Genomic DNA, 26941 nt, shown 5'->3' on the forward strand with positions numbered 1-26941 from the left:
TAGGTCTAGTTTTTTCGCTACTCTACTAGGAGTCGACCCGGGGAGGGTCGCTTAGAGCCGTTGGAGTAATAACGTGGACAAGTACTTTGACCGGATCAGGGTGGGGGACCTCACAGTCGATCCGTCGATGGATACTGGGCGTCTCTACATGCAACGCGATGAGATCGCCGCATGGACTGCAAAGATCGCCGAGAACTGGGACGTGGAGATGCTTCTCCCGGCTCTGGTATCCAGAAGGGCCGACGGTCAGTTGGTGATCATCGACGGTCAGCACAGCAACCAGGCCTGCATCAACCAGGAGGGCCCGGACTTCCGCCGCGACACCATGGTCTACCAAGGACTCACCGTCCAGCAGGAAGCGAAGCTCTTTCTCGCCGCGAACAAGCACCGCAGGCCTGTCAAGCCGTTCGACAACTTCCGGGTTTCTCTGACAGCCGGCGACCCCCTTGCGATTCAGGTCGACAACGAAGTGCGATCGCTCGGCGACGATCTCCAAATCGCTGCCACACCGAGCACGAATCGCGTCGGTGCCGTCCAGGCCCTGCTTGTGATGGGCAAGACGCCAGGCATGGTCAGTCGAGTATTGAAGGTGGTCAGTGCAGCTTGGGGCCGCGACGCCAGCACCTGGGACAACATCATTCTGCGGGCGGTTGCGATGGTGCTCACTTGGCCCGGGAACTGGGACCTTGCTGACGATGCACGGCTCATCAAGGTACTGAAAAGCGGCGGCGCTCCGAAGATCTGGAAGCAAAACGCGGTGCGCGAGAGGGCTAGTGGCGGCGGCTCAGCGTCGCGATCGATGCCGATGGCGCAAGAGATAGTGCGGGCTTATAACCACGGTCTGGGTCGTGAGGAGACTCTCGTGAGCGGTTGGCCTAAGAAGGCGCCATCCAAGGTGAAGGCCGCGTCGTAGGGCCCAGGCCGTCTATCCGACCGGACTGCGCTTCCCTTTCACCCTCATACCTGGCGCCCTCAGCAGAAGATGACCGAGTCAAGGACGCTTCCCCTTGACCCGGTTGGCTGGAGCAGTCAATCGGGCAAATAAGGCGGGTGGAGGATTCCGCCGACACGTCGAGGTATCGCGGATGTCCGTAGGCATGCGCAGACTGCTGACATGTCTCCGTAGGCGTTCTGCCATGTCTGGGGTTGTGCGCGTACCATGTGACAGCGTCGTGGCAACATTTGTCCCCACAGCTTGGGAGCCGCCGGTGGCAGCCGGCCAAACCCGCTGGAGGAGCGCTCAGCTTGCCAAGGAGAGGTGCCGTCAAGTCAGGGCGAAAACCAAGTGAGAACCTGAGGGTGGCTGCATATCATGGGGCTCGGCTACGGAAGGCGACCACAGCCGGTCGACTGAGCTGGAAGCCGGGGGATTCGGTCCTCGGGTGCGGGAGACCAGGCCGGGTACGGCAGACGGAGTGCCCAGCACTGCCACATCATTGCGGGAAGTGGCCAGAGAGGAACAGCCGTCGTCACTGCGCCGCCCGCGCGGTACCGACGCGCCGACGCGCCGCGTGCGACGCCCCATCAGCGCGCGTTGCGCGTCGCCGCGCGGCGGAGCCGCGCGGGCGGCGCAGCAGACGCGCCTTGATCCTCTATAGCCAAATTCGGCAACGACCCATGCAGGTGAGTGCATTTGCTCGCCGAAACAGCCTGCGCGCGGACAGACTTGGAGCATGGCTGAGCTTGCGCTGACGGCGGACCGTCGTGAAGAACTGGCCGGACTGTTGGGCGACGAACAGCGGCTTCGCGCAGAGTATCCGAAGGTGGCGGACTACCTCGACACAGCGCCGATGCTGCCGGGAACGGGGGACGACCAGGCCGATGCCGCGTTCGATTTGCGGCTCGTGCATTACATGACGGGCGGGCCGTCGACCAGCGCGAACCCATACTGGGACATCGTCGGGCCATCGGTGTCCGCACATGACGGGCGTCGGGTCGTGGACGGTGGCCGGCCTCGAGGAAGCGCGCGACTGGGATTCGCGCAGACCATCTTGCAGGCCGCCTATGCGTACGCGATTCCGTCGCCGGAGACCGTGGCTTGGATGCATCAATTCTGCAATGGGCGTTCGGTAGTCGAGCTCGGAGCCGGCCGCGGCTACTGGGCTGCGCAGTTGGCGAGCGCAGGTCTGGACGTTGCGGCGTATGACTCGGAACCGCCGGATCGGTCCGAGAATCCGTCGTTCACTCGGGCCGAAGGCCAAGCGGACGTCTGGCTGAGCGTTGGTGATCTCGGGCAGTTCGCTGCGCGGTCGGTCGGCAGTGCCGATGAGGTTCTGTTCCTGTGCTGGCCGCCTGGTTGGGGCAACACGATGGCGTCGGAAGCGCTAGCGGCCTTCGAGGCCAACGGCGGTAGCCGCTTGGTCTACATCGGTGAGCCGAAGGGCGGAAAGACCGGCGATGACGCCTTTTTCGATGCGCTGAACTCGCGATGGAAGATCGAATCAGAGGATTCCAAATTCGTCTCTTGGTGGAATCTCACCGATCGGGCTCAGGGCTGGGTCCGTCAATAAAAAGAGAACCGCCGGTCATCCATATTCGGATGACCGGCGGTCGCGCAGAGCCCTATTTTTCGGAGGCCGCTTCAAGCTCCGTTTTCAGGTTCATGCGGAAAACGAATGCGTAATAGCGATCCCTCGGATAGGACACATCCGAGACCATAATTACTCGTCCTGTGGCGGTGATGTAGCGCTGATGGACGGTCTTCACGAGGTCGCCGGGGGTGGTCTTCAGCCACTCCGCGTGGGAAGGCACCGGGATGCTGTCTGCCACCGTTTCCTCGAGCGTGGCAGCGTCGGACGTGTCCGCTACGTCGACGGGCTGGTAGCTGTCAGACACGGAAATAGGCCGGCCATCTTCGCTGGCGCGAGTGACGACGTGGGTGACCTCTTCGCCGACTGCTACGCCAAGGGCATCGGCCAATGCTTCTGTGGCTGGCACCTTCTCCGTTGACCGGTCGATCTGAACCGTGCTGTCGGACTCGTTCGCGAACGTCACTTCCGGGTCCTCCATTTGACGTTCGGGCGAGATCCGGATCAGGTTCGGCCGGTCCGACACGAACACACCGCGCCTGCGTACAGACCGGACAAGTCCCTGACTCTGAAGCAGCTCGAGCGCCTTCCGGACAACGATGTCGGAGACGTTGTTGCGGGCGGCGATTTCCGAATAGCTCGGCAGCTGAGTTCCGGGCGGTAATTCTCCACCGCGAATTCGGCGAGCATATTCGCCCGCGATGGAAACGTAGGCAGGTTCCGCCATGAGGCTCATTCCCTTCAATTCGAAAATCACTAACGCGTAGGACTCGAAACGAGTGTAGCGCACTTCGTATACGTAAACGGGCGTTTCGTCGGACGGTGGCGAGGGGTATTCATGTATTCGAATCTGTATCCGAATCAACAGCCTTCGGCTCGGCTCGGTTCGTTCGATGATCAGAGAGGCGACGCTCCGGCCAGTACACCACCACGCAATACACCCCGACCGACAGCGGCAGGACCACAAGAAGCAGTCCGAGGGTTCCCCAGGTGCTCACCCCCGCCCCCCGCTCTGCTGCATCGGCCACCTCGCGAACGACAGCCGAGGTAAGACGGCCTCGACATCGGCTAGACCCATAAGGCTGTTCAGGGTGAGCGGGTCCAGATGGCTCGCCGAAGGGACGATCACCGCATCGACATCGGCCGTGCGGACTTGATCCGGTAACGGCAGCAACGAGCTCGCCGGCCATATGAGGGCATAGCCCAGATGCCTCGCTAGGCGCTGCACCTGGGCACGATCCCAGTCCGGCGCGACGGTGACATCGGGGTCGATCCACGCGAGAGCCGTAGGGCGAAATCTCATTGCGCACACCTTCTTGTCCCGTGATGCCGCGCGTGTCGATCGGTCAGCGAGCCGTCGACCGGCGGCGATAGCGTCTTTACATCGCTCAGCGTATACGAAGATACGTATACGGACAAGCCGCTCTAGTGCGCTGACCAGCAGATTTGATCTTTCTCGCCCTTCGTATACGCAAACTACCTTGTGCGTATACGAAACTACGTATACGATGACTTCATCGCCGCTACCGAGTGAGGCGAGATTCGAAATCCCCCCAGACGCAAGGAGATTCAGTCATGGCACTCAAGGATCTGCGTTTCAACGTCGCGTTCAACGAAGCATTCGAGAAGGGCCTGGTCCTCGTCGGCGAGATCGAGCCGGACACCGAGTACAACCAGAACCGCAACGCTCCGGCCCGTCAGAAGGTCGACCCGGTGACCGGTCTGCGGCAGTGGAAGGCCACCGCGACCAACCCGGCCGAGACGAACCCGAAGAAGTCCAGCATTCAGGTGATCTTCCTGGCGGACGTGGCCCCGGTGCCCTCGACCCCCGAGGTGCTGCCCGGTATGCGCTCGATCGTGCTGGAGAACGTCACTCTTCAGCCGAAGGTCACCGGTCAAGGTGAGTTCAAGACGCTCGGCTGGACCGTGCGGGCTACCGGTATCGCGGGTGACCACTCCGGCGCCAAGGTCCCCGCGGCCGATCCGGGTGCGGCTCGTCCGGCGCGTGGCGACTCGAAGGCTGCGTGATCGCCATGTCGTTCATCAACGCACACATCAGCAAGTTCGATGGCCTCGAGGCCGAGTACTGCCCCGCGCGTGACACCGCATTGGGGCCGGTGAAGGCCTCGGTGAGCGTGGAGATGAACCACGAGGCCATCGGGTATGCGCGGCTGTACCTGTCGATCGAGGATGCTCGCACCCTGGCTGAGCAGCTGCCGCAGATTCTGATGATGCACGACGTGGCGGAGCGTCTGGTAGCGGAGAAGGCTGCCTGATGTTCACGCCTGAGCGGGGAATGCGTGCGGCGCGGGTGTTCGCGGTCCTGGTGATCGTGGGCGTCGGCGCTGCCGCGTTCCGGCTGTCGTTCGCCACGCTGCGGGATCTGGCCAAGCTGGCGCATATTCCGTCGTCGGATGCGTGGCTGTTCCCGCTGATCATCGACGGCACGATCGTTCAGGCCACCGCCGGCGCTTTAGTCCTCGCCAAATCCCCCGAACGGAAGTTCTTTACCTGGGTTCTTGTGGTCGGGGCGCTCGTGTCGGTGGCGGGCAACAGCATCCACGCCGTAGCTGCTGGCAAAGAGCTTCCGGCGTGGCTGTGCGCGATCGTCGCGGCCATCGCCCCGATATCGCTGCTCGTGGACACCCACGGGTTGGCGGTGTTGTTCCGTGCCGCTCAACAGAATCCGGCTCCGACCCCTGCCACTGATGTGGTGATGGCCGAGGCCGAGGAAGATGCCCCGGCCGCTGCGAAGGACAGCGAGCCTGCGGCGCCGGAAATCCCTGTTCCTGCGCCTGTGGTGCCGTCGGCGCCTGCGGTGGCGCATTCGATTCCTGTTTCTCGACCTGTGCAGCCGCCGTTGCTGCCGGTCTCTGTCCCGGTGGGGAGCTGATCTGTCATGGAAATCGGTACCAGTGGCGCTGTGACCGTGGGTGTTATGGCCCTCGGCGCTACCGCTGCCGCGCTCGGTGTGGCTGGCTTGCTGGCCTTCGGCCCACGTCACGACGTGGCACCGGCCGCTGTCGAACACAGCACCGGCAAACCGGGCTGCGTCATGTTGTGCGACGAACCCGCTCCGTCCGCCTCGGGCTCTTCCGGCTGCACTCTGTTCTGTTCCGAACTGGAATTGCCTCCGGTCAATGACCGCGGCTGCCAGTTGTTTTGCGAGCTGGAGGACTCCCCGGAGGGCCCGCAATGACTGTGGTGAACATGGTTCCCCTAGCCGCTTCAGCGGTGGGAGCGCTCGCGTTCATGACGTATCTCTTGCCCTGGGGGCGTCGTCCGGCCACGACTACTGCGGAGGGCTTCGCACGGGAACTGGAAGAGGCTCCGGCGGTGTTGCGCCCGGCGGTGCTGTCGTTCGCCTCGCCCGCGCATTCACAGCTGATGTTCGCGTTGCTCAAGCTCGGCTCGCCGGAAACGGGATTCCCGAGTGTCGAGTGGTGGGACTACTCGCGTCATGGGCTGACGGTGGACCTGCTGATGGGTGCCGGCCAAACCCTGTCGGACTGGTCGAGTGAGGATGTCCGGTCCCGCATCGCCGATCACGTCGGCGCCGATCAGGTGACCGCAGAGTCTCCGGCTCCGGGCTGGGTGCGGCTCGAACTGCGAGTTCACGACACCCTCGCTGAGGCGGTGGTGACGGATATCGATCAGGGCACGGTGACGGCTGCGGGTGTGGATCTGGAAGCGGTCCCGGCGGGTGTGCGTGAGGACGGTACGCCGTGGCTGCTGCGAATCCTGTACTCGCACATCCTGATCGCCGGTGCAACCGGTTCCGGCAAGGGCTCGGTGCTGTGGTCGATCCTGGCTGGCCTGGGACCCGCGATCAAGGCGGGGTTCGTGGACGTGTGGCTGGCCGATCCGAAAGGCGGTGTCGAGTTCGGCGTGGGCGAAAACAAGCTGTTTGTCGAATTCGCCACCGACGCAACCACCATCCTCGCCCTGCTGCAAAAGGCAGTCCATGAGATGCAGGAACGGCAGGCCCGGATGCGTGCTGCCGGTCTACGCAAGATCGTGCCGACGCAGGACGAACCGCTGATCCTGCTCATCATCGACGAGGCAGCCGCGTTGTCGTCGTATGCCGAGCGGCAGGAACAGGAGACGTTCCGACGCCTGACCGGCCAGTTGCAGTCTCAGGGCCGCGCGGTCGGGGTATCGGTGATTGCCGCGGTGCAGGACCCCTCCAAAGAGGTCATGCCCAACCGGCAACTGTTCCCGACACGTATCGGCCTGCGGCTGGAGGAACCGACACAGGTCGCGATGATCCACGGCCAGGGCGCCAGAAACCGGGGCGCTTTGTGCGACGAAATCCCCGAGGACACCCCCGGTGTCGGCTATGTCGGCGAGGACGGCAAGAAGGGGTTCGTCCGGGTCCGCGCCTACTGGATCACCGACGAGCAGACCAACGAAATCGTCGAACGCTATTCCCCGGCCGCCGATGTCGACTTCGCCCCCGCTGAGGACTACAGCGGATTCGACCCCGACGACCTCGGCGAGGACATCCCCGGCGACGGCTACACGGGTCCGGTGGCGGCATGAAGCGCGGCATGGTCACCGAAAACCAGCTGGCAATCTACTGCGACAGCTGCGGCGACCTCTACACCGACGCCGACGGGGAATCGATCTGTTTCGACTCCAGCCACCAAGCCGCCTCCTATCTCGCGATCGGTCGCGACGGCTGGCTCTACGACGGCGACCAGATCACGTGCGGCGGCTGCCGGATCACCGCCGAATGCGACACCCACGGCCACCGGTTCGCCCGGTCGTCCGAATCTCGATCGACCTCCCTCCGCTGTGACCGCTGCGGGGCACCCGACAACGAACAGGAGAACCCGAAATGAGCGACCACACCAGCGAATACGACAACGTCATCGACCTTCACGCGCGCCGTCGCTGCCAGCTCGAGGCTCGCGGACTCGATCCGGTCGGGATCGCGGTCAACATCCTCGCCGAAACCGGGACGGTATTCGGGCACGGCTACGACCCCGACGGCGGGGACTGGGCCGCATGAACACGAAAGAACCTGTGCCTCAGGTGAATCCGATCGTGCAGGCGGCATCCGATCAGGTCCGGAAAGCGAAGCGGCGCAAGGCGAAAGTCCTTCCCGCCGGCTGTGAGTGCCCCGGACAGCCGGGGTTGTTCGACGAATCCGAGGTGAAGAAGTGAGCACCACGACCAAGACCACCACCACCGTCTCTACTCGACGCGACCCGATCGAAGACATCCTGACCATGGTTCTGGCACTGATCGGCTGGGCTGTGATCTCGGTATTCGTGACCGCCTGGTGGGCCGTACTGTTCCCGATGGTCTCGCTACCGATCGCCGCTGTCGCTGCTATCTACTGGTTCTACGGCTGGTTTCCAGCCTTTGGCATGGCGCTGGCCTCGGTCGCTGCACTGGTGCTGTGGCGGTTGCGGTATCGGGAATCGTTCTCCCGCTGGGTGACTCGGCGTGCCCGATCCCGGTTCCTACGCTGGTACCGGTATCGCCGTCAGTGGTCGAAACTCCTCGACGACTGCGAACTGTCCGGCCGTGACGAACTCTGCCAATCGGTGCGGATTCCGCGGCTGCTCGGCGTCGCGATCGGCGAAACAACCGACACGGTGCGGGTGGCGATGCTGACGGGTCAATGCCCCGACGACTGGGCCAATCGCGCCACCCATCTTGCACATGCGTTCGGCGCCAGCGAATGCCGCGTCAGCATCACCGGCCCGGCTCGCGTGGAACTGGCGTTCCGGCGCGCTGATTCGCTCGCTAAGCCGATTTCAGCCCCGTTCGCACACATCCCCGGCGGACTGGGCGGGCTGCCCCGTCAGGAAGGCGGAAACGCCGCATGAAGCCCACCAACCTCGAGGGAGGCCAGACCATGACAGACCAACAGCCTGACACCGATCCGGCCTGCCTCGGCCCTGTCCGGGACACCGCCGCCGATCGCCGCTCGATTCCGAACCTGCACGAGATCGCCCAGGCCGCCGCCGACAAACACGGCGAGTGCCGACGCCCGATCCCGATGTACACCTATGACCCCGATACCGGGGATACGAAATATGTTGGCGCCCCGTGCAAATCGACGCTGGAAAGTGTGTGCCCCTCGTGCGCGGCCAAGGCTCGCTCCCTGCGGATGCAGCAAGCCCACGAAGGCTGGCACATCGAAACCGAACCCGTCGACATCAAACGCGACCCCACCCAACACCAACTGGAGCTGGTCGAGACCCGCGCAAGCCTGATGACCAACTATCAGGAAGCCAAGGCATCCGGCGACCAGGACATGATGGACGGTATCCGCGAGGTGGTCTCGGACGTGGATGCGGATCTGCGCGAAACCGGTGTGCGCGGGCGTCTTCCGGCTCTCGATCCCGAGCCGAAATCGGAGCGCAAACGGTCCACTCGCCGTCGCCAGGACGTCCCCGATCTGCCACGCAAGAAGATCGACAAGGCCACGATCGGCCGTCAGTATGCGGGCAAGTACCGGCCCTCGATGTTCATCACGCTCACCCTGGACTCCTACGGAAAAATCAATCGTGACGGTGCCACCAACGCGGACGGCAAACCGTGCTCGGATGGGTCGGCCGCTGATCCCGATAGCTACGACTACCGGCGTGCTGCCCGGGACATCGTGTTCTTCCCGGCGCTGTTCGACCGGTTCGTGCAAAACTACCGCCGCGCGACCGGCCGCGATATCCAGTACTTCGCCACTGTGGAACCGCAGAAGCGCGGGGCACCGCATATTCACATGGCTGTGCGCGGCACCGATCCCCGGGCTTTGATTCTCCAGATCGCTGCCGCGACCTATCACCAGGTGTGGTGGCCGCACTTCGACCCGGACAACGAGCAGTACACCGATGGACACATGCCGGTCTGGGACTACACAGCCGGCCGATTCGTCGACCCCGACAACGGAGAGCCGCTGCCCTCGTGGGACGAAGCGATGGACATGCTCGATACGGTCGACGACCTAGAACCGGCCCACGTGGTGACCTTCGGCAAGCAGATCGACCCGAAGGACATCAGGGGCGTGCTCGGGGGCAGTGAGGAAGCATCCCGGCATGTCGGCTACCTGACCAAATACCTCACCAAGTCCATCGCTGAGGTGATCGAGCCCCAGTCCGCTCGCGCCGCCGATCACTACGACCGGCTCCACGCGGAACTGTGCAAGACACCCTGCTCACCTAACTGCGGTGTCTGGCTGCGCTACGGCATCAATCCGAAGGGTGCCACCGACAAGACCCAGCCGGGTCGTTGCAAGGGCAAAGCCCACCGCCGAGAAACCCTCGGCCTGCGCGGTCGCCGTGTGCTGGTCTCGCGCCGCTGGACCGGAAAGACCCTCCCGGATCACAAGGCCGACCGCGCCGAGTTTGTTCGGCAACTTCTCGCCCAGGTCGGCATCCAGAAACCGGATACGTCCCGGCTGATCGTCAAACCGGTCGAGCCGGGAGACAAGAACGTGCCACCTCGCGAGCACCTGGTCATGGCTTCGATCGCTCAACGGATCAAATGGCGCGCCCAATACGAAAACGCTCGCCTGGCTGCGGGACCGCCAGGCACACAACAAGATTCGTCAACCTACAACGCAGCATAGGAGGGGTTTCATGTCAAAGCTCCTGAGCGAGGCGGAAGTTCGCAAGCTCATCCCGATCGGGCACAGCAAGTACTACGAACTGATCGGCTCCGGTGAGCTGCGCTCGGTGAAGGTCGGGCGGCGCCGGTTTGTCAGCGAACAGGCGGTCGCCGACTACATCGACGCCCTGGACCAGGCGGCATAGCGTCATGCCCAGACAGCGGATGGCCCCGGGCGAATGGGGCAAGATTTCGGTCACTCAGACGGGGCCGGAAAAGTTCACGGCGAGCACCTACGTTCGCGATCAGGACGGGAAGCGCCGCCAGGTCGAGCGCAGCGGGCGAAGCGATGAAGATGCCCGCCGGAATCTTCAGCGACACTTGAAAACCCGAACCACGCCCTCTGCCAGCACGGTGATAACGGAACGTACGACGCTCGCTGACCTGTTCGTGTTGTGGCTCGCGAGCAAGGAGAAAGCCGGGCTGAAGGGTCAGAGCGTCGACAAGTACCAGCGAGCTTGGGACAAGCACGGCGCCAAACAGATCGGTGAACTGCGGGTCCGAGAATTCCCGACCAGTCGCGCGGAGAGCCACCTCGGGATCGTGGCTGAGTCGGCCGCGAGTCAGGCCAAGTTTCTCCGGGTGGCACTCACCGGCATGTTCGCGATGGCTGTCCGGCATGACGTGCTGGCAGTCAATCCGCTCCGTGAAACGTCGCGGAATACGAGGAAGAAGACGCCGGTACGCGCTTTGACCGTGGACGAGTTCGCGAGAGTTCGCGCGGCGGTGCTCGCGTACACCAACCGTGAACACGTTTCCGGTCCGCCTCCCGGACGCCTGCTGCCTCCATTCGTGGATGTGATGGGCTCGACCGGATGCCGGCCGAATGAAGTTCTGGGGCTTCGCTGGTCGGATGTGGATCTGCTGTCCGATCCGCCGGTCATGACGGTCGCGGGCACGATGATCGATCACGGCAAGGTCAAAGGCCAGTCGTTGCGTCGGCAGGATTCGCGGAAGGGCGACGCGCCCGATCACACGGTCGTGTTGCCCGCTCTGGCTGTGGAAGCTCTGGCCAAACTGCTCGGTGAAGCGAGCAAGGATCTCGAATCGTTGGAGACTCTCGCCGATAAGCCAGTTTTCCCGAATCGCGACGGCGACTGGATGAGCCTGAACAACCTTCGTCGATCGCTGCGCGCCGCCCTGCCTGATGACCTGAAGTGGATCACCCCGTACTCGCTGCGGCGGACCGTGGGAACGGTGATCCGTGACGGTCTCGGAGTCGAGCAGGCGCAGGCCCAGCTGTCGCACGCTCAGCTGGCGACGACCGAACATCACTACGTCGAGCGGCGCACGCACGGACCGGACGTTCGCGAGGTCCTCGACCGGTACGCGAAGGAAAGTACGGATTCGAATGTAAGGGGAAAGTGAGGGATTTCACCTCGATGATCTTGGAAGGAAAGAGCCCCCGATCTGCTGATGCAGCTCGGGGGCTCTTTTCTGCGCGCCCGGAGAGACTCGAACTCCCAACCTTCTGATCCGTAGTCAGATGCTCTATCCGTTGAGCTACGGGCGCAGGTCTTGTTCAGTTGTGTGCCCGGTTACCCGGGCGTGGCGGAGGCGAGAGGATTTGAACCTCCGGTCCCCGTGAAGGGACAACTCATTAGCAGTGAGTCCCATTCGGCCGCTCTGGCACGCCTCCTGGAGCCTTCTTTCGAGGGCGCCGGTCCTTTCGAACCGCCGAGAGGCAAGAGTACAGAGCAACCGGTCAGGACGCAAAACGGCTGGTCAACGCAGGTGACTGTCGAACCAATCGAAGATTCTGGTCTGCGCGTCGATCAGCTGCCGCTTCTCCTCCTCGGGAAGCTGCTCGAAGTCGGCCATATCGAATCCGGGATGGTCCGGGCGGTGATGCAGGCCGGGATAGCTCACGACCAGCGTGGCCACCGACGCTCGCGCCGCCGCATCACGGAGGCGTTCGACGTGGTCGCACGGGTTGACGGGATCATCGTTGCCGTAGAGGCCGAGCCAGGGGGCCTGCAACTGCGGCGCCGCGTCGATCAGGGCGGTCGCCTCCGCGGTCAGCGGCTCCATGATGCCGGGCGCGGCGACACTCACCGCCGCTCCGATGGGCCGGTTCGTGGCGACCAGCAGTGCGGCGGTGCCGGCGTTGTCGAAACCCAGCACCCCGACGGTGTCGGGGAAGACTCCACGGCCGACCAGCCAGTCGAAGCAGGCGTCGAAATCGGCGAACAGATCCGCACCGAACACCTGCTCGATCTCGGCACCGCCCGCGACCGCGGTGGCGACCGCGCCCGGTCCGTCGGATACCCGCGCCCCGACGGCGGCGAGATCGCGGTCGTTGACCGTCCCGGCGCCGTCGCCGCGGCCACGCTGCCGATCGAAGCGGTGGAACAGATTGGGCGCCACCATGATCCAGCCCTCACCGGCCAGCGATTTCATCATTTCCAGCAATACATCGGCAAACTTACGGGACTCGTGGAGTACGACGATGCCGCCGCGCGCGTAACCCTCCGGCTCGATCACCGTGATGGGCACCCGACCTCCGGCCGCCGGGTCCGGAGCGCCGTCGACCACCTGCCCGCTGTCGCGCAATGGTGCTTCATCTCGATAGATGCCCGACATGAAACCAGGGTAGTTCGCATCCGTCACATTCGGGAGAAGTTGCACGGAAGTACCCATTCCTCGGAAAATTTTCCGACATACCGCCCCGCCGGTTCGTAGTGGCCGACGGCCCGACCGGGCTTCCGGAAGAACCGCGCGAGCCGCCGCGACGTGCGAGGAATTAAGGTGTTGGGGTGAGTGCTCGTATTCGTCCGGACCTCGAGTCCATTCCGGCCTACGCTCCGGGTCGCAGCCATCCGGGCGCGGTGAAACTGGCCAGCAACGAAACCACCCAGGGCCCGCTGCCGAGCGTCGCCAAGGTGATCGCCGAGGCGGCCGAACTCATCAACCGGTATCCGGACAACTCCTCGGGCGAACTTCGAGCAGCCCTCGCCGAGTTCCACGACGTCGCGGTCGAGAATGTCGCGATCGGCTGTGGCAGCGTCGCGCTGTGCCAGGAACTGGTGCAGATCACCTGCGCCTCCCCCGCCGACGAAGTGGTGTTCGCCTGGCGCTCGTTCGAGGCGTACCCGATCGTCACGCAGGTCGGCAACGCGACGGCCGTGCCGGTGCCGCTGAACGACGAATTCGCGCACGATCTCGATGCGATGGCGGCGGCGGTCACCGAGCGGACCCGGCTGGTCTTCGTCTGCAATCCGAACAACCCCACCGGAACGGCGCACGGCCGCGCCGCATTGACCCGCTTCCTCGACGCGATCCCCGAGGACGTCCTGGTGGTGCTGGACGAGGCGTACTTCGAATATCTGCGCCTGCCCGCCGGCGATCGGGCCGACGGCGTGGAGATCGGCCGAGGCCGCTCGAATGTCGTTGTGCTGCGTACCTTTTCGAAGGCTTACGGACTGGCGGGGCTGCGCGTCGGTTACGCAGTGGGCGACCCGGAACTGATCACCGCACTGATGAAGGTGCACATCCCGTTCAGCGTGAATCGGCTCGCACAGGCCGCGGCCATCGCCTGCCTGCAGGCGCGCCACGAACTACTCGACCGCACCGATCATGTGGTGGCCGAGCGGGAACGCATGCGCGACGCACTGCTCGCGGCCGGATATCGGGTACCGCCGACCCAGGCCAATTTCGTCTGGTTGCCGCTGCGCGAGCACAGCACCGAGTTCGGCGCGGCCAGTGCCGAGGCCGGAGTCATCGTGCGGCCCTACGGCACCGACGGGGTGCGGATCACCGCGGGCGATCCGCACGAGAACGATCGCTTCCTGAGTTTCGCCACCGCACCGGACACCGTCGCGCGCTTCGCCGGCTGAATCCGCGCGGCGGTCAGCGCACGCCGAGGGCTGCCGCCAGCGTCGGCCAGGCCCGCGGCAGCTCGTCCTTCCAGTACGGCCAGGAATGCGTCCCCACCGGGCGCAGATCGACGTCGGCCGGGATCTGCATGCGCCCCAGCCGATCCGCGAGCGCCATGGTGCAGGCGTTGGCGCCGGCCTCGAGCGGACCACCGAATCCGATGGTCGAGACGGCTTCGGGATTGCCCGGAACGTCGTAGGGTCCCGGCACGCCGGAACCGGCGGACAGGAAGATCGCCTTACCGCGCAGGGTGTCGGCGTGCATCATCACGTCGTGGGCGAGCCACTCGGGGTCGTCCTGCTTGCCGAACATGTTGTCCGGATCGCCGCCGTAGGTGCGCACCACGGCCCGCGCCTGCGCCTGCCCGAAGTCCGAACCCATTGCGTAACAACCACTGTGGGCGGCGACGGCGAGATACGTCTGCGGGTCGCGTATCGCCAGCATCATCGCCGCCTCCGCCCCCATCGAGACACCCTCCACCGCATTGCGGCCGTTGCCCTCGAATGTCGCGTCCATCAGCGGCGGCAGTTCGCGAGTGAGAAAGGTCTCCCATTTGTTGGTGCCGAGCACCGGATCCGGATGCTGCCAATCCGTGTAGTACCCCGCCGGACCGCCGATCGTGAGGACGACGTTGACGTCCTTGTCGGCGAAGAACTGCACCGCACCACCGCGCTCGGTCCAGTTGTTGTACTCGTTGCTCGCGCTGCGCCCGTCGAGCAGATACAGGGTCGGGCGCGGATGGCTGCGGTCCGCCGGTAGCAGCACCTGTACCTGCACCGTGCGTCCCATCGCTGGAGAGTCCACGAACACTCGCAACCAGCGATCGTTGATCGGTTCGATGTGATCAATCGATGCGGCGGACGGACGGGGGTCGTCCAGCGCCGGAGGCGGGCCCTCGGCGGAACCGGAATCGGCCGGGGGCGCGGGCGCGGCGGCGGTCATCGGCGCTCCCCAGATCGCCCCACTCATCAGGAGTGCGGCGATGGTGGCGCCGGACAGCCGACGCCGTATCCGGCGACGAACCATGGCCGTAATCCTGCCAGAGGTCGTGCGAGGCGTCGAAACACGCGACAGGCCGATCTCCGGCGAGTCGCCCGACGCCCGCCGGACCGATTCGGCATCCCCGCACCCGCGCCAGTAGGCTGAGACACCGTTCCGGCCCGCCCGGAACGAGGTGGGTTGCCCGAGCGGCCTAAGGGAACGGTCTTGAAAACCGTCGTGGTTCACGCCACCGTGGGTTCAAATCCCACACCCACCGCAGGTGAGGGGCTGTCACCACGGCACCGTTCCGGCGTCGGAGAAGAATCCGCCGGTGGGTCCGTCGTCGGGCAGGGTGGCGAGGTGGATCGCGATCGCCGCGCCCTGTTGGGGGGTTCGGACGCCGCGGTGGCCGTTGAGGTCGGTGGCGGTGAAGCCGGGGCAGCCTGCGTTGATCAAGATGTTCGAGTCGGCCAGTTCCTTGACGTACTGGATGGTGACCGCGTTCAGGAACGTCTTCGAGGCCGAGTAGGCAGCGGAGATGGGGCCGGTGTCCGTGCCGGGCGTGGTCTGCAGTGTGAGAGAGCCGACGCTGCTGGACATGTTCACGATCCTCGGTGCTGCCGAACGGCGCAGCATGGGCAGCATCGCGTTGGTGACACGGATGACGCCGATCACGTTGGTTTCCACGGTCGCTCGCACGGTCGCCGGATCGACCAGGGTGGGTTCCTGTGGCATGCCGCCGGTGATCGCGGCGTTGTTGACCAGGACGTCGAGCCCGCCGGCGTGGTCGGCGATCAGATCGGCCGCGGCGGCCACGCTCGCGTCGTCGGTCACGTCGAGCGGAACGCCGAACGCGTCGATCCCGGCCGCGCGCAATTTCTCCACCGCCGTGTCGCGGCGTTGTGCGTCGCGCGCGCCCACGCCGATGCGCCAGCCGAGGGCGCCCAGACCCGCCGCGATCTCGTATCCGATTCCCTTGTTCGCACCGGTCACCAGCGCGATCGTCTGTTCACTCATACCGTCGATCCTGGTTCGGCTTCGGGGGATGCGTCCAACACCGGCTGGGTGGTCGCTGATACCGCACGGGTATCAATGCCGGATACGATGACGGGGTGGAGACGCGGGAGTTGCGATACTTCGTCGCCGTCGCCGAGGAGTTGCATTTCGGGCGGGCGGCGCAGCGACTCGGCATGGCACAACCGCCACTGTCCCGGGCGATCCGACAGCTCGAGCGGCGGCTCGGCGTGGTTCTGCTGCACCGCACCACTCGATCGATCGCGCTGACCGAGGCCGGGTCGGTGCTGTTGCGGGAGGCCCGTGCCGCGCTCGACGCGGTCGACGCCGCAGAGCGCCGCACCCGGCGTGCCGCCGATCAGCCCGGGATGGTGCTGGCCACCAAGGCCGGGGCGTCCAGCGAACTGCTGTCGAAGCTGCTGGACGCCTACGCTGCCGAACCGGGCGCTGTCACCGTCGAGGTGATCCTGTGCGGGCCCGGCGAACAGGAGGGACTACTGCGCAACGGTCGTGCCGACGTCGCCCTGCTCCACCGGCCCTTCGACACGACCGCCGGATTGGACACCGAGGATCTGCACACCGAACAACAGGTTCTCGTCCTGCCCGCGGGCCACCCTCTCGCTCACCGGACACACATATCGTCGGCCGAGGTCTCCGCCCTGACGGATCTGCCGCTGCCGCGCTGGCCCCGACGGGACGGAAGCTATCCCGACGGCCCCGGCCCGCAGGTGCGCGACCACACCCAACTGGCCCAACTGATCGCGCTCGGACGAACCTGCGCGGTCATGCCCGAGTCGGTCCGAGCTCACCTGCGCGACGATCACGCGATCGTGCCGGTCTCGGACGCACCGGCGGTCACGACCGTCATCGCCTGGCCACCACACAGCAGATCCAAAGCCGTCGCCGACCTCGTCCGCACCGCGACACGTCTCTAGCCGGCACCGCTGCGACCCTGTGATTCCCCGGTCGCGACTATGGCGCCGACCGCCGTATCGGTCAGCGCCATAGTCGTTTCCGGTCTCGATTCGAACAGCCGGTCCAGGTTCAGAAGCACCACACCCAGTCGGCGGATCCCGGCAACGGGATGGTGATGCAGATGGCGATCGGTTTCGCCGTGGTCTCGGAAGCGCTGTCGGCCGAGGCGATGGGCGCCAGCACGGCGCCGAGCGACACGATGATCGCGGTGGTTGCGAGAGCTTTCACTGACTTCCTGTGCATGGTTCGAACCTTTCGATGTCGACCTTTCGACGGAAGACCGGAATTCCGGTCCGGGACATGCGTGCTCATCGTCGCGTGCACAGAGACGAACAAAATAGAGAACAACGTCCCCGATCAATTCCGCTAAGAGCCGCTGTGATCTCGGTATCCGAGGCCGCCACGATGGATGGTGCTGCTGGTGATCGCTCCACCGCTGGGGTCGATGCTGCCGGATCGGTAGATGGCGGGGGTGCGGGCGAGGCTCGGGAGCGGGGTGGCGTAACTACCGCCCGCGACGCGAGCACCGACCGCCGGGGCGACGACCCGGTTGCGGGTCGAGTAGTAGTACCACATGGCAGCGCCCACGGCACCGCCCGCGAGGCCGGCCGCGGCGTACTCGGCGGCGGTGACATCGTCGCCGGCGTAGGTTTCCGTCGCATCGTCGCACTCCGTGTCGTCGACGCGGACCCCGCTGACAGCGTCGGCGCACACCGCGGCGTAGTCGTCGGCCACAGGCTCGATCGTGGTCGGCGCGACGGTCGTGGTCGGCGTGCTGAGAGTGCGCATCGGCGTCCACGCGGTGGTCGGCGGTGTCGATGCGGTGGTCGGTGGTGTCGACAGGGTCGTAGTATTCGTGGTTCCGGTGGCCACAGGCGGGTCCGGAAGTGCGCAGCCGGCTGCCAGATACATCCCCGCGACCGCGGGTACCAGGACCAAAATCGGTGCTGCGCCGTGCTTTCGGTGAGTGCTCATCGGGCCGGGCCGCCCCCCAATCCAATTCGACATCGGAATCGTCCCCTAGCGGGTACGGCAGTTCGATCGGGTGCGGCGACAGCAGCGTTACCTACCGGCTTCTTCGATCGGAGCGCCGGCGCGCGATTCGCTTCGAACACGGCTTCCGGTGGGCATACGCACGCTATGCCCACCGCGTACCGGACACCGGCCGCGGACGGCCACCACCGGTGCGCAGGAAGGCGCGGCGGATCAGGTTCGGCGGGGGTCGGTTTTGGCGTTTACTCGGTCGAAGGCGTCGCCGATGGCGGTGAGCTCGTCCGGGCTGAGCAGGTCGATGAAGGTGCGGCGGACTGCGGCTACGTGGCCGGGGGCCGCGGCGCGCAGACGGCGCATTCCTTCGTCGGTGAGGTGGGCGCGGACGCCGCGGCCGTCCTCTTCGCAGCTGGTGCGCCGGACCATGCCCTGATCCTCCATGCGGCGGATCTGGTGGGTGAGGCGGCTGCGCGAGGACAGGACGCCGTCGGCGAGATCGCTCATCCGCAGCGAACCGCCCGGGGCCTCCGAGAGCATCACCAGGATGCGGTATTCGGGCAGGCTCATATCGCTGTCGGTCTGGAGTTGGCGGTTGAGTTCCACCATCAGACGCTGGTGACCGTCCATGAAGGCGCGCCACGCCCGCTGCTGTGCCGAGCTCAACCACGGCGGCGATGCCGGGTGACCGCTCGGTTCGTAAGCCATGGCGTCATTCTATTGGCCCCGAATGGAAGGAATGTCGCCTGGTCAGCGACCCACGGACAAGATCACCCCGATCGGTTTCACAGCCGCACCCGTTCCAGCGCGGCGAGCACATAGAGTCGGGGTATGTACGCGGTGACATTGGACGGTTTCGGTGGACCCGAGGTGATCCGCTGGACGGAGGTGCCGGATCTGCCGCCGCCCGGACCGGGCGAGGTGGCGATCGACGTCGTGGCGGCCGGGGTCAATCGCGCGGATCTGTTGCAACGCCAGGGTTTCTATCCACCCCCGCCGGGCGCCAGCGACATCCTGGGCCTGGAGGTATCGGGCGTCGTGGCCGAGATCGGCGAGGGCGTGCGGGACCTGCGGCCGGGTGATCGGGTGTGCGCGCTGCTGTCCGGCGGCGGCTACGCCCAGCGCGTGGTGGTCGCCGCGAGTCAGGTGCTGCCGGTGCCCAAAGGCCTGGATCTGGCTGCGGCAGCGGCACTTCCGGAGGTCGCCGCCACCGTGTGGTCGAATCTGGTGATGCGCGCCGGATTACACGCCGGCCAACTGCTCCTCGTGCACGGCGGCGGTAGCGGGATCGGCACCCATGCCATTCAGGTCGCGGTGAATCGCGGTGCGCGCGTCGCGGTGACCGCCGGTTCGCAATACAAATTGGATCGCTGCGCCGAATTGGGCGCGAGCATCGGAATCAATTATCGGGAACAGGATTTCGTGGAAGTCGTCGGCGAATTGGGTGGCGCCGACATCATTCTGGACAATATGGGCGCGAAATACCTGCCGCGCAACATCACCGCGCTCGCCGAGGACGGTCAGTTGTGTGTGATCGGCATGCAGGGCGGGGCGAAGGGCGAGCTGAATCTGGCGGAACTGCTCGGTAAGCGCGGCACCGTCCACGCCACCAATCTGCGTAAGCGGCCGGCCACGGGAAAGTCGAGTAAGGCCGAGATCATCGCGGAGTTGCGGCGACATCTGTGGCCGCTGATCGCGGAGGGCGCGGTGGTGCCGGTGGTGCATGCCGAAGTCCCGGTCACGGAGGCGGCACACGCCCACGAACTGCTCGATTCGGCCGAGACCGTCGGCAAGGTGGTGCTGCGCATCGACGAGGCGTGAACGTTCGCGGTGCCCGCCGGCGACCAGGCACCGGGGACCGCGAACTACTTTTCCAGCGAGTTCAGCGCCCGGCCCAGCTGTTCGATCTCGAATTTCGTTGTGTAGGGCGCCAATCCGAGGGTGACCGCGCCGCCCTCGTCGTTGACGCCCAGGGCGTCGAGCAAGCGGCTGCCACCGTGCGCGCCGCTGACGGTGCCGATGCGGTGATCGGCGAGTTCGGCGGAGATCTTCTCCGCCTGCATCCCCGCGATGGTGAAACTCACCGTCGGAATGCGGGTGGACGCGCGGCCGATCACGGTCAGATCCGGAACCGCGTCGAGCACCTCCATCAGATGGTCGAACAGCTGGTCGTGATAGTCCTGCAGCGAGGTGATCGACACCTCCAGCCGCTCCCGGCGGCTGCCGGTGGCCTGTTCGTCCAGTCCGGCGAGATAGTCGATCGAGGTGGTCAGTCCCGCGAGCAACGCGTACTGATGTCCGCCCACCTCGAGTCGCTCGGCCCCCTTGGCGTAGGGATTCAGCGACATCGACGGAATGCGATCCAGGAACGCCGGATCGCGGAACACCAGCGCACCGATCTGCGGACCACCCCAGGCCGGCGCGGAGAGAGCGACGACGTCGGCGTTGAGTTCATCGATGTCGATCAGGGCATAGGGCGCCGCGCCGAAACAGTCGGCGACCAGCAGCCCGCCCACCTCGTGCACCCGGTCGGCGGCGACCCGGACCGCGGGCGCCGAACCGACGATCGGCGAGGCGGCGGTGACGGCGACCAGTCGCGCGGTGGGTCCGATCAGCTCCTCGAACTGCCAGGCCGGCATCTCGCAGGTTTCGATCTCCACCTCGGCCCAGCGCACATGGGCGCCGTAGCGGTTGGCGATGCGCAGCCACGGGGCCACATTGGCCTCGTCGTCCAGGCGCGAGAGCACGATGCCGGTACCGAGCCCGAGCCGCGAGCTCAGCGATTCGGCCAACCATGCCAGCAGGACGGCCCGGTCCGGTCCGAGTACGACTCCCGCCGGATCGCCACCGACGAGATCGGCGACCGCCTCCCGGGCCGCGTCGAGAATCGCACCACTGCGGCGAGCGGCGGCATGACGATTGGTATGCGAAAAAGCAGAGGTCCGGAAACCGGTTGAGACGGCGCGCGATACCGAATCCGGGACCAGCATTCCTGCCTGGGGGTCCAGATGGATCCAGCCGTCGCCCAGGGACGGTATCAACCCCCGAACCCTCGCGACGTCGTAAGTCATGCTGGCCACTCTAAGGGCAGCGGGCAAGTCGGCGGAACCGTGCGCCGACCCAATGCGATATCACGCGACATGGCAACCGACTTTCACAAACCGAACCACACACGAGGCGGACAGAACCGCAACAGAATACTTCCGCCCGAAATCGGACCGCATACCCCGTTCCGGGACCGGGCCCCCACCGGGCGATGCGTCGTTCACTTAGCGCTCGGCGCGGGAAGCAGACATCATGGATGCCATGACGCAATCGGACGGAGGACCGGATTCCATCGTGGTGATCGGACCCGAGGGCCGGCCACTGGTCGTTCCGGCCGGCGCCCAGGGTGAGGCGCCGTTCGCGGGACAGATGGTCGGCGAGGGCGGCAGTGACGCCGAGGGCGCGCAGACCGGTGGCGGCGAGGAATCACTCGCCGATATGGTCGAGCAGCCCGCGAAGGTGATGCGGATCGGCACCATGATCAAGCAGCTGCTCGAGGAGGTTCGCGCGGCTCCGCTGGACGACGCCAGCCGCAACCGGCTCAAAGAGATCCACAAGACCTCGGTGCACGAGCTCGAGCAGGGCCTCTCCCCCGAACTGCGCGACGAACTCGAACGGCTCGCGCTGCCGTTCGGCGAGGATTCCGTGCCCTCCGATGCGGAACTGCGGATCGCCCAGGCCCAGCTGGTCGGCTGGCTGGAGGGCCTGTTCCACGGTATTCAGACGGCGTTGTTCGCTCAGCAGATGGCGGCCCGCGCACAGCTCGAGCAGATGCGTCACGCTCTGCCGCCGGGTGCGCACATGCCGCGCGAGGGCGTACAGGGCGGATCGGTCACCGGAGGCGGTCAGTACCTCTGAACACCGCTGATAATCGGATAGCCTCGAGCCCCCACCGGCGGGGATGGGCTCTGCGCTACAGTCGTGCACTGTGCCAGCAGCTGCCCCTGCCGATTCGGCCACAGCCGAACGCCCGGCCGACGCCACGGTGCCCCTGATGTCGGATGCGCAAACGTTTCCGCGGGCCTTCAAAGACCTCCGCGAGGGGTTCGCTCAGCGTGAGCTGTGGTTACAGCTGGGCTGGCAGGACATCAAGCAGCGCTACCGGCGATCGGTGATCGGCCCGTTCTGGATCACCATCGCCACCGGCGTGCAGGCGGCCGCGATGGGTGTCCTCTACGCGGCGATCCTGAATCAGGACCTGTGGACGTATCTGCCGTACGTGACCGTCGGCCTGATCGTCTGGAACGTGATCAACGCCAGCATCCTCGAGGGTTCGGACGTGTTCATCGCCAACGAGGGGCTGATCAAACAGCTGCCCTCGGCGCTGAGCGTGCACGTCTATCGGCTGGTGTGGCGGCAGTTCCTGTTCTTCGCCCACAACATCGTGATCTATCTGGTCATGCTGGTGGCCTTCGGCGTCTGGGAACATCTGGACTGGACCGTGCTGCTGGCGATTCCGGCGATCGTGCTGGTGTTCCTCAACTCGGCGTGGGTGTCGATCGTGTTCGGCATCTTCTCCACTCGCTACCGCGATATCGCCCCGATTCTGGGCAGCATGACGCTGATGCTGTTCGTGCTGACGCCGGTCATGTGGACCACCAAGTCGCTGCGTGATCAGGGCGGGGCGGTGAGCGAGCGGGCCAAGCTGGTCGAGTTGGTGCCGACCTACCATTATCTCGAGATCGTGCGCGCACCCCTGCTCGGCGATCCGGTGCACGTGCGGTCGTGGCTGGTCGTCGGTGTGATCACCGTGGTCGGCTGGGCGGTGGCGATCCTGGCGCTGAAGCAATACCGTTCCCGCGTGCCGTACTGGGTGTAGAGGGCGATATGACCGGAGTAAGCATCGAAACCCACCAGGCGTGGGTGGAGTTTCCCATCTTCGACGCCAAGTCACGGTCGCTGAAGAAGGCGTTCCTGGGCAAGGCCGGCGGTTCCATCGGGCGCAATCAGTCCGATGTGGTCGTCGTCGAGGCCCTGCGCGACATCACGCTGTCGCTGAAGGAAGGCGACCGGGTCGGCCTGGTAGGCCACAACGGCGCCGGAAAGTCGACGCTGCTGCGGCTGCTCTCGGGCATCTACGAGCCCACTCGCGGCACTGCCCGGGTGCGTGGCCGCGTGGCACCGGTGTTCGACCTCGGCGTCGGCATGGATCCGGAGATCTCCGGCTACGAGAACATCATCATCCGCGGGCTGTTCCTGGGCCAGACCCGCAAGCAGATGCTGGCCAAGGTCGACGAGATCGCCGACTTCACCGAGCTCGGCGAATACCTGAACATGCCGCTGCGCACGTATTCCACCGGTATGCGGGTGCGGCTGGCGATGGGTGTGGTGACCTCGATCGATCCGGAGATCCTGCTGCTGGACGAGGGTATCGGCGCGGTCGACGCGGAGTTCATGAAGAAGGCCCGCAACCGGCTGCGCGATCTGGTGGCGCGTTCCGGAATCCTGGTGTTCTGCAGCCATTCCAACGAATTCCTGGCCCAATTGTGCGATACCGCAATGTGGATCGACCACGGCACGCTGCGCATGCAGGGTGATATCGAGGATGTGGTGCGCGCCTACGAGGGCCCGGAAGCGGGCGATCACGTGAAGCAGATCCTGCGTGAGCTCGAACTCGAACGCGATCCCGCATGACCACGGCGGCAGAGGACAAGGACATGGGCGGTCAAGCGCGGAGGCGGCAGCGGAGCGTAACCACGCAGCGCTCCGCCCATGTCCCAGAGGACAAGGATACGACCATGAGTGATCAGGCGGCCTCGTCCGCGGACAGCGGGGTGGCCCGGATCATCGCGGTGGTCGTGACCCACAAACGCCGGGAACTGCTGAGCGAATCGCTGAAGGTGCTCGCCTCGCAGACCCGGCCGATCGATCATCTGATCGTCATCGACAACGGCAACGAGCCCGAGGTCGGCGAACTGGTGGAAGAACAGCCGATCGAATCCACCTACCTGGGTTCCGAACACAACCTCGGCGGTGCGGGCGGCTTCGCCCTCGGCATGTTGCACGCGCTGACCATGGGCGCGGACTGGGTGTGGCTGGCCGATGACGACGGCCGTCCCGAAGGTCCGGACGTGCTGGAGAAATTGCTCGATTGCGCCGAGCGCCACGGCCTTTCGGAGGTCTCGCCGGTGGTCGCCGATATCGACGATCCGGATCGGCTCGCATTTCCGCTGCGCCGCGGCGTGGTGTGGCGGCGGCTGCGGTCCGAACTCGGCGACGAGGATTTCCTGCCCGGCATCGCGTCGCTGTTCAACGGTGCCCTGATCTCCGCCGAGGCGCTCGAGGTGATCGGCGTCCCGGACCTGCGGCTTTTCGTGCGGGGTGACGAGGTCGAGGTGCACCGGCGGCTGGTGCGCTCGGGCCTGCCGTTCGGAACCTGTTTGCAGACGGCGTATCTGCACCCGAACGGGTCGGCGGAATTCAAGCCGATTCTGGGCGGGCGCATGCACACCCAATATCCGGACGATCCGGTCAAACGCTATTTCACCTACCGCAACCGTGGCTATTTGATGGCACAGCCCGGGATGCGGAAACTGCTACCCCAGGAATGGGCGCGGTTCTCCTGGTTCTTCCTCGTACAGCAAAAAGATCCGGCCGGTCTGCGAGAATGGTTGCGGCTGCGGCGTCTGGGGCGACGCGAGCAGTTCCATAAACCCGGTTAGATCAGTGCTTTTCGCATGAGGAGGTAACGGCTGTGAGCAACCCCTACGGTGGGCAGCCACCCTATGGGCAACCATTCCAACCGAACGGTGCACAGCCGTATCCCCCGCCGCAGCCGAACGGTCCGTACGGCGCGCCGCCGCCGCACGGCGGTAGCGGAGCGGTTGCCGCGCCGGGGTATCCGCAGCCGCACGCGGGCTCGCAGCCACACATCCCCCAGCCGCACAGTGCGTCCCAGCCGCATCAGGCGCCGGGCTGGGGCGCTCCCCCGGCTCCGCCGCAGCCCTACGGTCAGCCGCCCGCCAATCCCTACGGTGCGCAACCGTATCCCGGTCAGCAGCAGTTCAATGGCGGCCCGGCACCCTACGGGGCGCCCAATCCGGTTGCGCCGCAAGGCCAATACGGCCCCTACGGCCCGGCTGCGCAGTTCCAGCCGCAACCCGGACCGCAGGGCATCGTCGTCGACGCCTCGTACTTCCCACTGGGATTCCTGCTCGCGCTGACCGGCCCGAAGATCATCGTCAACGGCATGGAGGTGCCGATGGCGAAGTGGGGACAAACCCACATTCCGGTCGGCCCCGGGCAGCACCACGTGCGCGTGGCGACCAAGTGGCTGTGGGATATGGGCCCGGCCGAGACCACCGTGCCGGTCGCCGAGGGCCACAGCACCCACGTCTACTACAAATCGCCTGCTATCGCCTTCATCAACGGTGCGATCGGGCCGGTGCCGCAGGCCGCGCCGGGTGCGATCGTGTCCTACATCAGCCTCGGCGTGGTCGGGGTGCTCATCCTGCTGCAGTTGCTGATCGCCTGCTCGCTCTGATCGGGCAGCCCGGGACGACGTAGTCCCGGAAAAATACGTTGCGGCCCGTTCGGCGGGCTGTCATCGTTGATCCATCCGGTCGCCCACGCGACCGAACCGAGTATCGAGAGACGAGAGGGTCGAGGAGGTGGAATACGTGAACGTCGACAGTCGGATTGTCGCGGCCGGAGCCCGGTATCAGACCGAGAAGCGCTCCGCCGCACGTATTTCCACTCTTCTCCCCATGCACTGAGCCCTTCGCGGGCCCGGTGCCCGACGAAGGATGTCTCCCCCCATGGTCGATGACGACCGTCTCATTCCTTACGGCTGGACCGCCGACCTCTCCGCCGCGTACACAGGACTGCTCGATACCGGCTGGGTCCCGGCCCGCGTGATCCGGATGGATCGCAGTGAATGCGATGTCGCGACGCCCGACGGGCTCGCACGCGCCGACTGCCCGCGGGCGGATACCAACATCAACGGCCTGTGTACCGGTGACTGGGTCGCCGTCGCACCGGCCGAATCAACCGCCGGCCCCGCGTTCACGGTACGAAAGTTGTTGCCGCGCCGCACGATTCTGCAGCGCGCGACGGTATCCGGCCGATCCGACGCGCAGGTGCTGGCCACCAATGTGGATACCGTCGCGATCTGTGTCGCCGCCGACGGCGAGATCGACCTGGGTCGCATCGAACGGATGCTGGCCCTGGTCTGGGAGTCCGGTGCGCAGCCGGTGGTGGTGCTGACGAAATGCGATCTGGCGCCGGATGTTTCACTGTCCGAGGTGCGCGCCGCCGCGCCGGGTGCGGCGGTGGTGCCGGTATCGGCCACCACCGGCGCCGGTATGGATACGCTGCGCGCGGTGGCGGCCGGCACGGTCGCATTGATCGGATCGTCCGGCGCCGGCAAGTCGACTCTGGCCAATGCGCTGCTGGGCGAGGAGGTTTTCGCGACGGACCGGGTCCGCGCCTCGGACAAGCGCGGGCGGCACACCACGGTGCATCGCGAGTTGCGGCCGATCCCCGGTGGCGGAACTCTGATCGACACTCCCGGACTCCGGGCGATCGGTCTCTGGGCTGCCGAACAGGGTCTGGCCAGGACATTCACCGATATCGAAGCGCTGGCGGCGCAGTGCCGATTCTCCGACTGCGAGCACCGCACCGAACCCGGATGTGCGATCCTCGCGGCCCTCGGCACCGGCGAACTGCCGCAGCGACGACTGGACAGCTACCGCAAACTGCAGCGCGAGAACGACCGGCTCGCCGCCCGCAGCGACGCGCGGTTGCGTGCCGAACGGGAGCGGGTGTGGCGCGAGATCAGCAAATCGCAGCGGCGAATGTACAAGGAACGTGATCCTCGTCGCCATCGCCGCTGACCACTATGCAACTGATTGCATAGCTCAGCTCGGTGCCCTACTGTGCGAATCGGGTAGTTCAGCACCCCGGCTCCGCCGGAT

Annotated in this window: 32 protein-coding genes and 3 tRNA genes; 24 read left to right on the forward strand and 11 right to left on the reverse strand. The window is 65.6% G+C overall.

Annotated features, from left to right (window positions below; genetic code table 11):
• Positions 1 to 73 precede the first annotated feature (73 nt).
• Together NA3_RS22130 and NA3_RS22135 are read left to right on the forward strand one after the other, a co-directional pair.
• A complete protein-coding gene (locus NA3_RS22130; RefSeq protein ID WP_062965550.1) occupies positions 74 to 913 on the forward strand; it encodes a DUF6551 family protein in 840 nt (279 codons plus the stop codon).
• Between the two features lie 760 nt (positions 914 to 1673).
• A complete protein-coding gene (locus tag NA3_RS22135) occupies positions 1674 to 2510 on the forward strand; it encodes a hypothetical protein (protein WP_062965551.1) in 837 nt (278 codons plus the stop codon).
• Between the two features lie 52 nt (positions 2511 to 2562).
• Here the strand turns inward: NA3_RS22135 and NA3_RS22140 are convergent, their stop codons facing one another.
• Positions 2563 to 3318 (reverse strand): GntR family transcriptional regulator, encoded by a 756-nt coding sequence (locus NA3_RS22140; protein WP_227995410.1) that lies wholly within the window; start codon positions 3316 to 3318, stop codon positions 2563 to 2565.
• 204 nt (positions 3319 to 3522) lie between these two features.
• On the reverse strand, positions 3523 to 3831 hold the full coding sequence (locus NA3_RS22145; RefSeq protein ID WP_062965552.1) for a hypothetical protein: 309 nt from the start codon (positions 3829 to 3831) through the stop codon (positions 3523 to 3525).
• A 272-nt stretch (positions 3832 to 4103) separates the two neighbouring features.
• Here NA3_RS22145 and NA3_RS22150 point away from each other — a divergent pair, with 272 nt between their 5' ends.
• The 12 genes from NA3_RS22150 to NA3_RS22190 are packed head-to-tail and all read left to right on the forward strand — an operon-like array spanning position 4104 to position 11516.
• Positions 4104 to 4556, forward strand: coding sequence for a hypothetical protein (locus tag NA3_RS22150; protein ID WP_062965553.1), 453 nt, complete (start codon positions 4104 to 4106; stop codon positions 4554 to 4556).
• Positions 4553 to 4804 carry a hypothetical protein gene (locus NA3_RS22155; protein WP_062965554.1) on the forward strand — a complete coding sequence of 84 codons (252 nt, stop codon included), beginning with the start codon at positions 4553 to 4555 and terminating at the stop codon, positions 4802 to 4804. The genes NA3_RS22150 and NA3_RS22155 overlap by 4 nt, the downstream gene beginning before the upstream one ends.
• Positions 4804 to 5421 carry a DUF2637 domain-containing protein gene (locus NA3_RS22160; RefSeq protein ID WP_062965555.1) on the forward strand — a complete coding sequence of 206 codons (618 nt, stop codon included), beginning with the start codon at positions 4804 to 4806 and terminating at the stop codon, positions 5419 to 5421. Before NA3_RS22155 ends, NA3_RS22160 begins: the two co-directional genes overlap by 1 nt.
• A 6-nt stretch (positions 5422 to 5427) precedes the next feature.
• The gene (locus tag NA3_RS22165) at positions 5428 to 5727 is read left to right on the forward strand and encodes a hypothetical protein (RefSeq protein ID WP_128145032.1); all 300 of its coding nucleotides are present in this window, start codon (positions 5428 to 5430) and stop codon (positions 5725 to 5727) included.
• A 53-nt stretch (positions 5728 to 5780) separates the two neighbouring features.
• On the forward strand, positions 5781 to 7070 hold the full coding sequence (locus NA3_RS22170) for an FtsK/SpoIIIE domain-containing protein (protein WP_167355029.1): 1290 nt from the start codon (positions 5781 to 5783) through the stop codon (positions 7068 to 7070).
• Positions 7067 to 7372: a hypothetical protein gene (locus NA3_RS22175; protein WP_062965558.1), complete on the forward strand. Its 306-nt coding sequence runs from the start codon at positions 7067 to 7069 to the stop codon at positions 7370 to 7372. Before NA3_RS22170 ends, NA3_RS22175 begins: the two co-directional genes overlap by 4 nt.
• On the forward strand, positions 7369 to 7542 hold the full coding sequence (locus NA3_RS37750) for a hypothetical protein (protein WP_167355026.1): 174 nt from the start codon (positions 7369 to 7371) through the stop codon (positions 7540 to 7542). The genes NA3_RS22175 and NA3_RS37750 overlap by 4 nt, the downstream gene beginning before the upstream one ends.
• Positions 7539 to 7697, forward strand: a complete 159-nt coding sequence (locus tag NA3_RS37755; protein WP_167355027.1) for a hypothetical protein — start codon at positions 7539 to 7541, stop codon at positions 7695 to 7697. Before NA3_RS37750 ends, NA3_RS37755 begins: the two co-directional genes overlap by 4 nt.
• Positions 7694 to 8368 carry a hypothetical protein gene (locus NA3_RS22180; protein WP_062965559.1) on the forward strand — a complete coding sequence of 225 codons (675 nt, stop codon included), beginning with the start codon at positions 7694 to 7696 and terminating at the stop codon, positions 8366 to 8368. Before NA3_RS37755 ends, NA3_RS22180 begins: the two co-directional genes overlap by 4 nt.
• Positions 8365 to 10110, forward strand: coding sequence for a replication initiator (locus tag NA3_RS22185; protein ID WP_227995411.1), 1746 nt, complete (start codon positions 8365 to 8367; stop codon positions 10108 to 10110). Before NA3_RS22180 ends, NA3_RS22185 begins: the two co-directional genes overlap by 4 nt.
• A gap of 10 nt (positions 10111 to 10120) precedes the next feature.
• A complete protein-coding gene (locus NA3_RS37075; RefSeq protein ID WP_128145028.1) occupies positions 10121 to 10294 on the forward strand; it encodes a helix-turn-helix domain-containing protein in 174 nt (57 codons plus the stop codon).
• A 4-nt stretch (positions 10295 to 10298) separates the two neighbouring features.
• On the forward strand, positions 10299 to 11516 hold the full coding sequence (locus NA3_RS22190) for a tyrosine-type recombinase/integrase (protein ID WP_062965560.1): 1218 nt from the start codon (positions 10299 to 10301) through the stop codon (positions 11514 to 11516).
• A gap of 72 nt (positions 11517 to 11588) precedes the next feature.
• Here the strand turns inward: NA3_RS22190 and NA3_RS22195 are convergent.
• The 3 genes from NA3_RS22195 to NA3_RS22205 form a co-directional block, all read right to left on the reverse strand.
• Positions 11589 to 11661, reverse strand: a tRNA-Arg gene (locus NA3_RS22195).
• A 36-nt stretch (positions 11662 to 11697) separates the two neighbouring features.
• Positions 11698 to 11787: transfer RNA gene (locus NA3_RS22200), tRNA-Ser, on the reverse strand.
• An 86-nt stretch (positions 11788 to 11873) separates the two neighbouring features.
• Positions 11874 to 12731, reverse strand: coding sequence for a dienelactone hydrolase family protein (locus NA3_RS22205; RefSeq protein ID WP_062965561.1), 858 nt, complete (start codon positions 12729 to 12731; stop codon positions 11874 to 11876).
• 173 nt (positions 12732 to 12904) lie between these two features.
• Here NA3_RS22205 and hisC point away from each other — a divergent pair, with 173 nt between their 5' ends.
• Entirely contained in the window at positions 12905 to 13984 is a 1080-nt protein-coding gene (gene hisC, locus NA3_RS22210) for a histidinol-phosphate transaminase (protein WP_062965562.1), read from the forward strand.
• Positions 13985 to 13997: 13 nt separating this feature from the next.
• Here the strand turns inward: hisC and NA3_RS22215 are convergent, their stop codons facing one another.
• Entirely contained in the window at positions 13998 to 14993 is a 996-nt protein-coding gene (locus NA3_RS22215; protein WP_372464276.1) for an alpha/beta hydrolase, read from the reverse strand.
• Positions 14994 to 15197: 204 nt separating this feature from the next.
• Between NA3_RS22215 and NA3_RS22220 the strand changes: the two genes are divergently transcribed.
• A tRNA-Ser gene (locus NA3_RS22220) sits at positions 15198 to 15282 on the forward strand.
• 14 nt (positions 15283 to 15296) lie between these two features.
• Here NA3_RS22220 and NA3_RS22225 read toward each other — a convergent pair.
• A complete protein-coding gene (locus tag NA3_RS22225) occupies positions 15297 to 16022 on the reverse strand; it encodes an SDR family NAD(P)-dependent oxidoreductase (RefSeq protein WP_062965564.1) in 726 nt (241 codons plus the stop codon).
• Positions 16023 to 16117: 95 nt separating this feature from the next.
• On the opposite strand from NA3_RS22225, the gene NA3_RS22230 reads away from it, so the two are divergent.
• The gene (locus NA3_RS22230) at positions 16118 to 16954 is read left to right on the forward strand and encodes a LysR family transcriptional regulator (RefSeq protein WP_062965565.1); all 837 of its coding nucleotides are present in this window, start codon (positions 16118 to 16120) and stop codon (positions 16952 to 16954) included.
• Between the two features lie 109 nt (positions 16955 to 17063).
• Here NA3_RS22230 and NA3_RS37080 read toward each other — a convergent pair whose 3' ends face one another.
• The 3 genes from NA3_RS37080 to NA3_RS22240 all read right to left on the reverse strand — a co-directional run bounded on the left by NA3_RS37080 (position 17064) and on the right by NA3_RS22240 (position 18689).
• Positions 17064 to 17222, reverse strand: a complete 159-nt coding sequence (locus NA3_RS37080) for a hypothetical protein (RefSeq protein ID WP_157126591.1) — start codon at positions 17220 to 17222, stop codon at positions 17064 to 17066.
• A gap of 138 nt (positions 17223 to 17360) precedes the next feature.
• Positions 17361 to 17969: a hypothetical protein gene (locus tag NA3_RS39065; RefSeq protein ID WP_128145027.1), complete on the reverse strand. Its 609-nt coding sequence runs from the start codon at positions 17967 to 17969 to the stop codon at positions 17361 to 17363.
• Positions 17970 to 18200: 231 nt separating this feature from the next.
• On the reverse strand, positions 18201 to 18689 hold the full coding sequence (locus NA3_RS22240) for a MarR family winged helix-turn-helix transcriptional regulator (protein WP_062965567.1): 489 nt from the start codon (positions 18687 to 18689) through the stop codon (positions 18201 to 18203).
• Positions 18690 to 18812: 123 nt separating this feature from the next.
• Here NA3_RS22240 and NA3_RS22245 point away from each other — a divergent pair, with 123 nt between their 5' ends.
• Positions 18813 to 19802, forward strand: coding sequence for an NAD(P)H-quinone oxidoreductase (locus tag NA3_RS22245; RefSeq protein WP_062965568.1), 990 nt, complete (start codon positions 18813 to 18815; stop codon positions 19800 to 19802).
• 44 nt (positions 19803 to 19846) lie between these two features.
• Here NA3_RS22245 and NA3_RS22250 read toward each other — a convergent pair whose 3' ends face one another.
• Positions 19847 to 21052: a cysteine desulfurase-like protein gene (locus NA3_RS22250; RefSeq protein WP_062965569.1), complete on the reverse strand. Its 1206-nt coding sequence runs from the start codon at positions 21050 to 21052 to the stop codon at positions 19847 to 19849.
• A 235-nt stretch (positions 21053 to 21287) separates the two neighbouring features.
• Here NA3_RS22250 and NA3_RS22255 point away from each other — a divergent pair, with 235 nt between their 5' ends.
• From NA3_RS22255 to rsgA, 6 genes are all read left to right on the forward strand, one after another.
• Positions 21288 to 21884, forward strand: a complete 597-nt coding sequence (locus NA3_RS22255; RefSeq protein WP_062965723.1) for a bacterial proteasome activator family protein — start codon at positions 21288 to 21290, stop codon at positions 21882 to 21884.
• Between the two features lie 136 nt (positions 21885 to 22020).
• The gene (gene wzm, locus NA3_RS22260; protein ID WP_062965570.1) at positions 22021 to 22845 is read left to right on the forward strand and encodes a galactan export ABC transporter permease subunit Wzm/RfbD; all 825 of its coding nucleotides are present in this window, start codon (positions 22021 to 22023) and stop codon (positions 22843 to 22845) included.
• Between the two features lie 8 nt (positions 22846 to 22853).
• Positions 22854 to 23660 (forward strand): galactan export ABC transporter ATP-binding subunit Wzt/RfbE, encoded by an 807-nt coding sequence (wzt, locus tag NA3_RS22265; protein WP_062965571.1) that lies wholly within the window; start codon positions 22854 to 22856, stop codon positions 23658 to 23660.
• A 104-nt stretch (positions 23661 to 23764) separates the two neighbouring features.
• Positions 23765 to 24688: a galactofuranosyltransferase GlfT1 gene (glfT1, locus tag NA3_RS22270; protein WP_062965572.1), complete on the forward strand. Its 924-nt coding sequence runs from the start codon at positions 23765 to 23767 to the stop codon at positions 24686 to 24688.
• Between the two features lie 32 nt (positions 24689 to 24720).
• A complete protein-coding gene (locus tag NA3_RS38755; protein ID WP_227995412.1) occupies positions 24721 to 25509 on the forward strand; it encodes a polyadenylate binding domain-containing protein in 789 nt (262 codons plus the stop codon).
• Between the two features lie 274 nt (positions 25510 to 25783).
• Positions 25784 to 26860, forward strand: coding sequence for a ribosome small subunit-dependent GTPase A (gene rsgA / locus NA3_RS22280; RefSeq protein ID WP_062965573.1), 1077 nt, complete (start codon positions 25784 to 25786; stop codon positions 26858 to 26860).
• The last annotated feature ends 81 nt before the right edge of the window (positions 26861 to 26941 follow it).

Origin of the sequence: Nocardia africana NBRC 100379, from assembly GCF_001612635.1 — a bacterium.
Lineage (GTDB): Bacteria > Actinomycetota > Actinomycetes > Mycobacteriales > Mycobacteriaceae > Nocardia > Nocardia africana.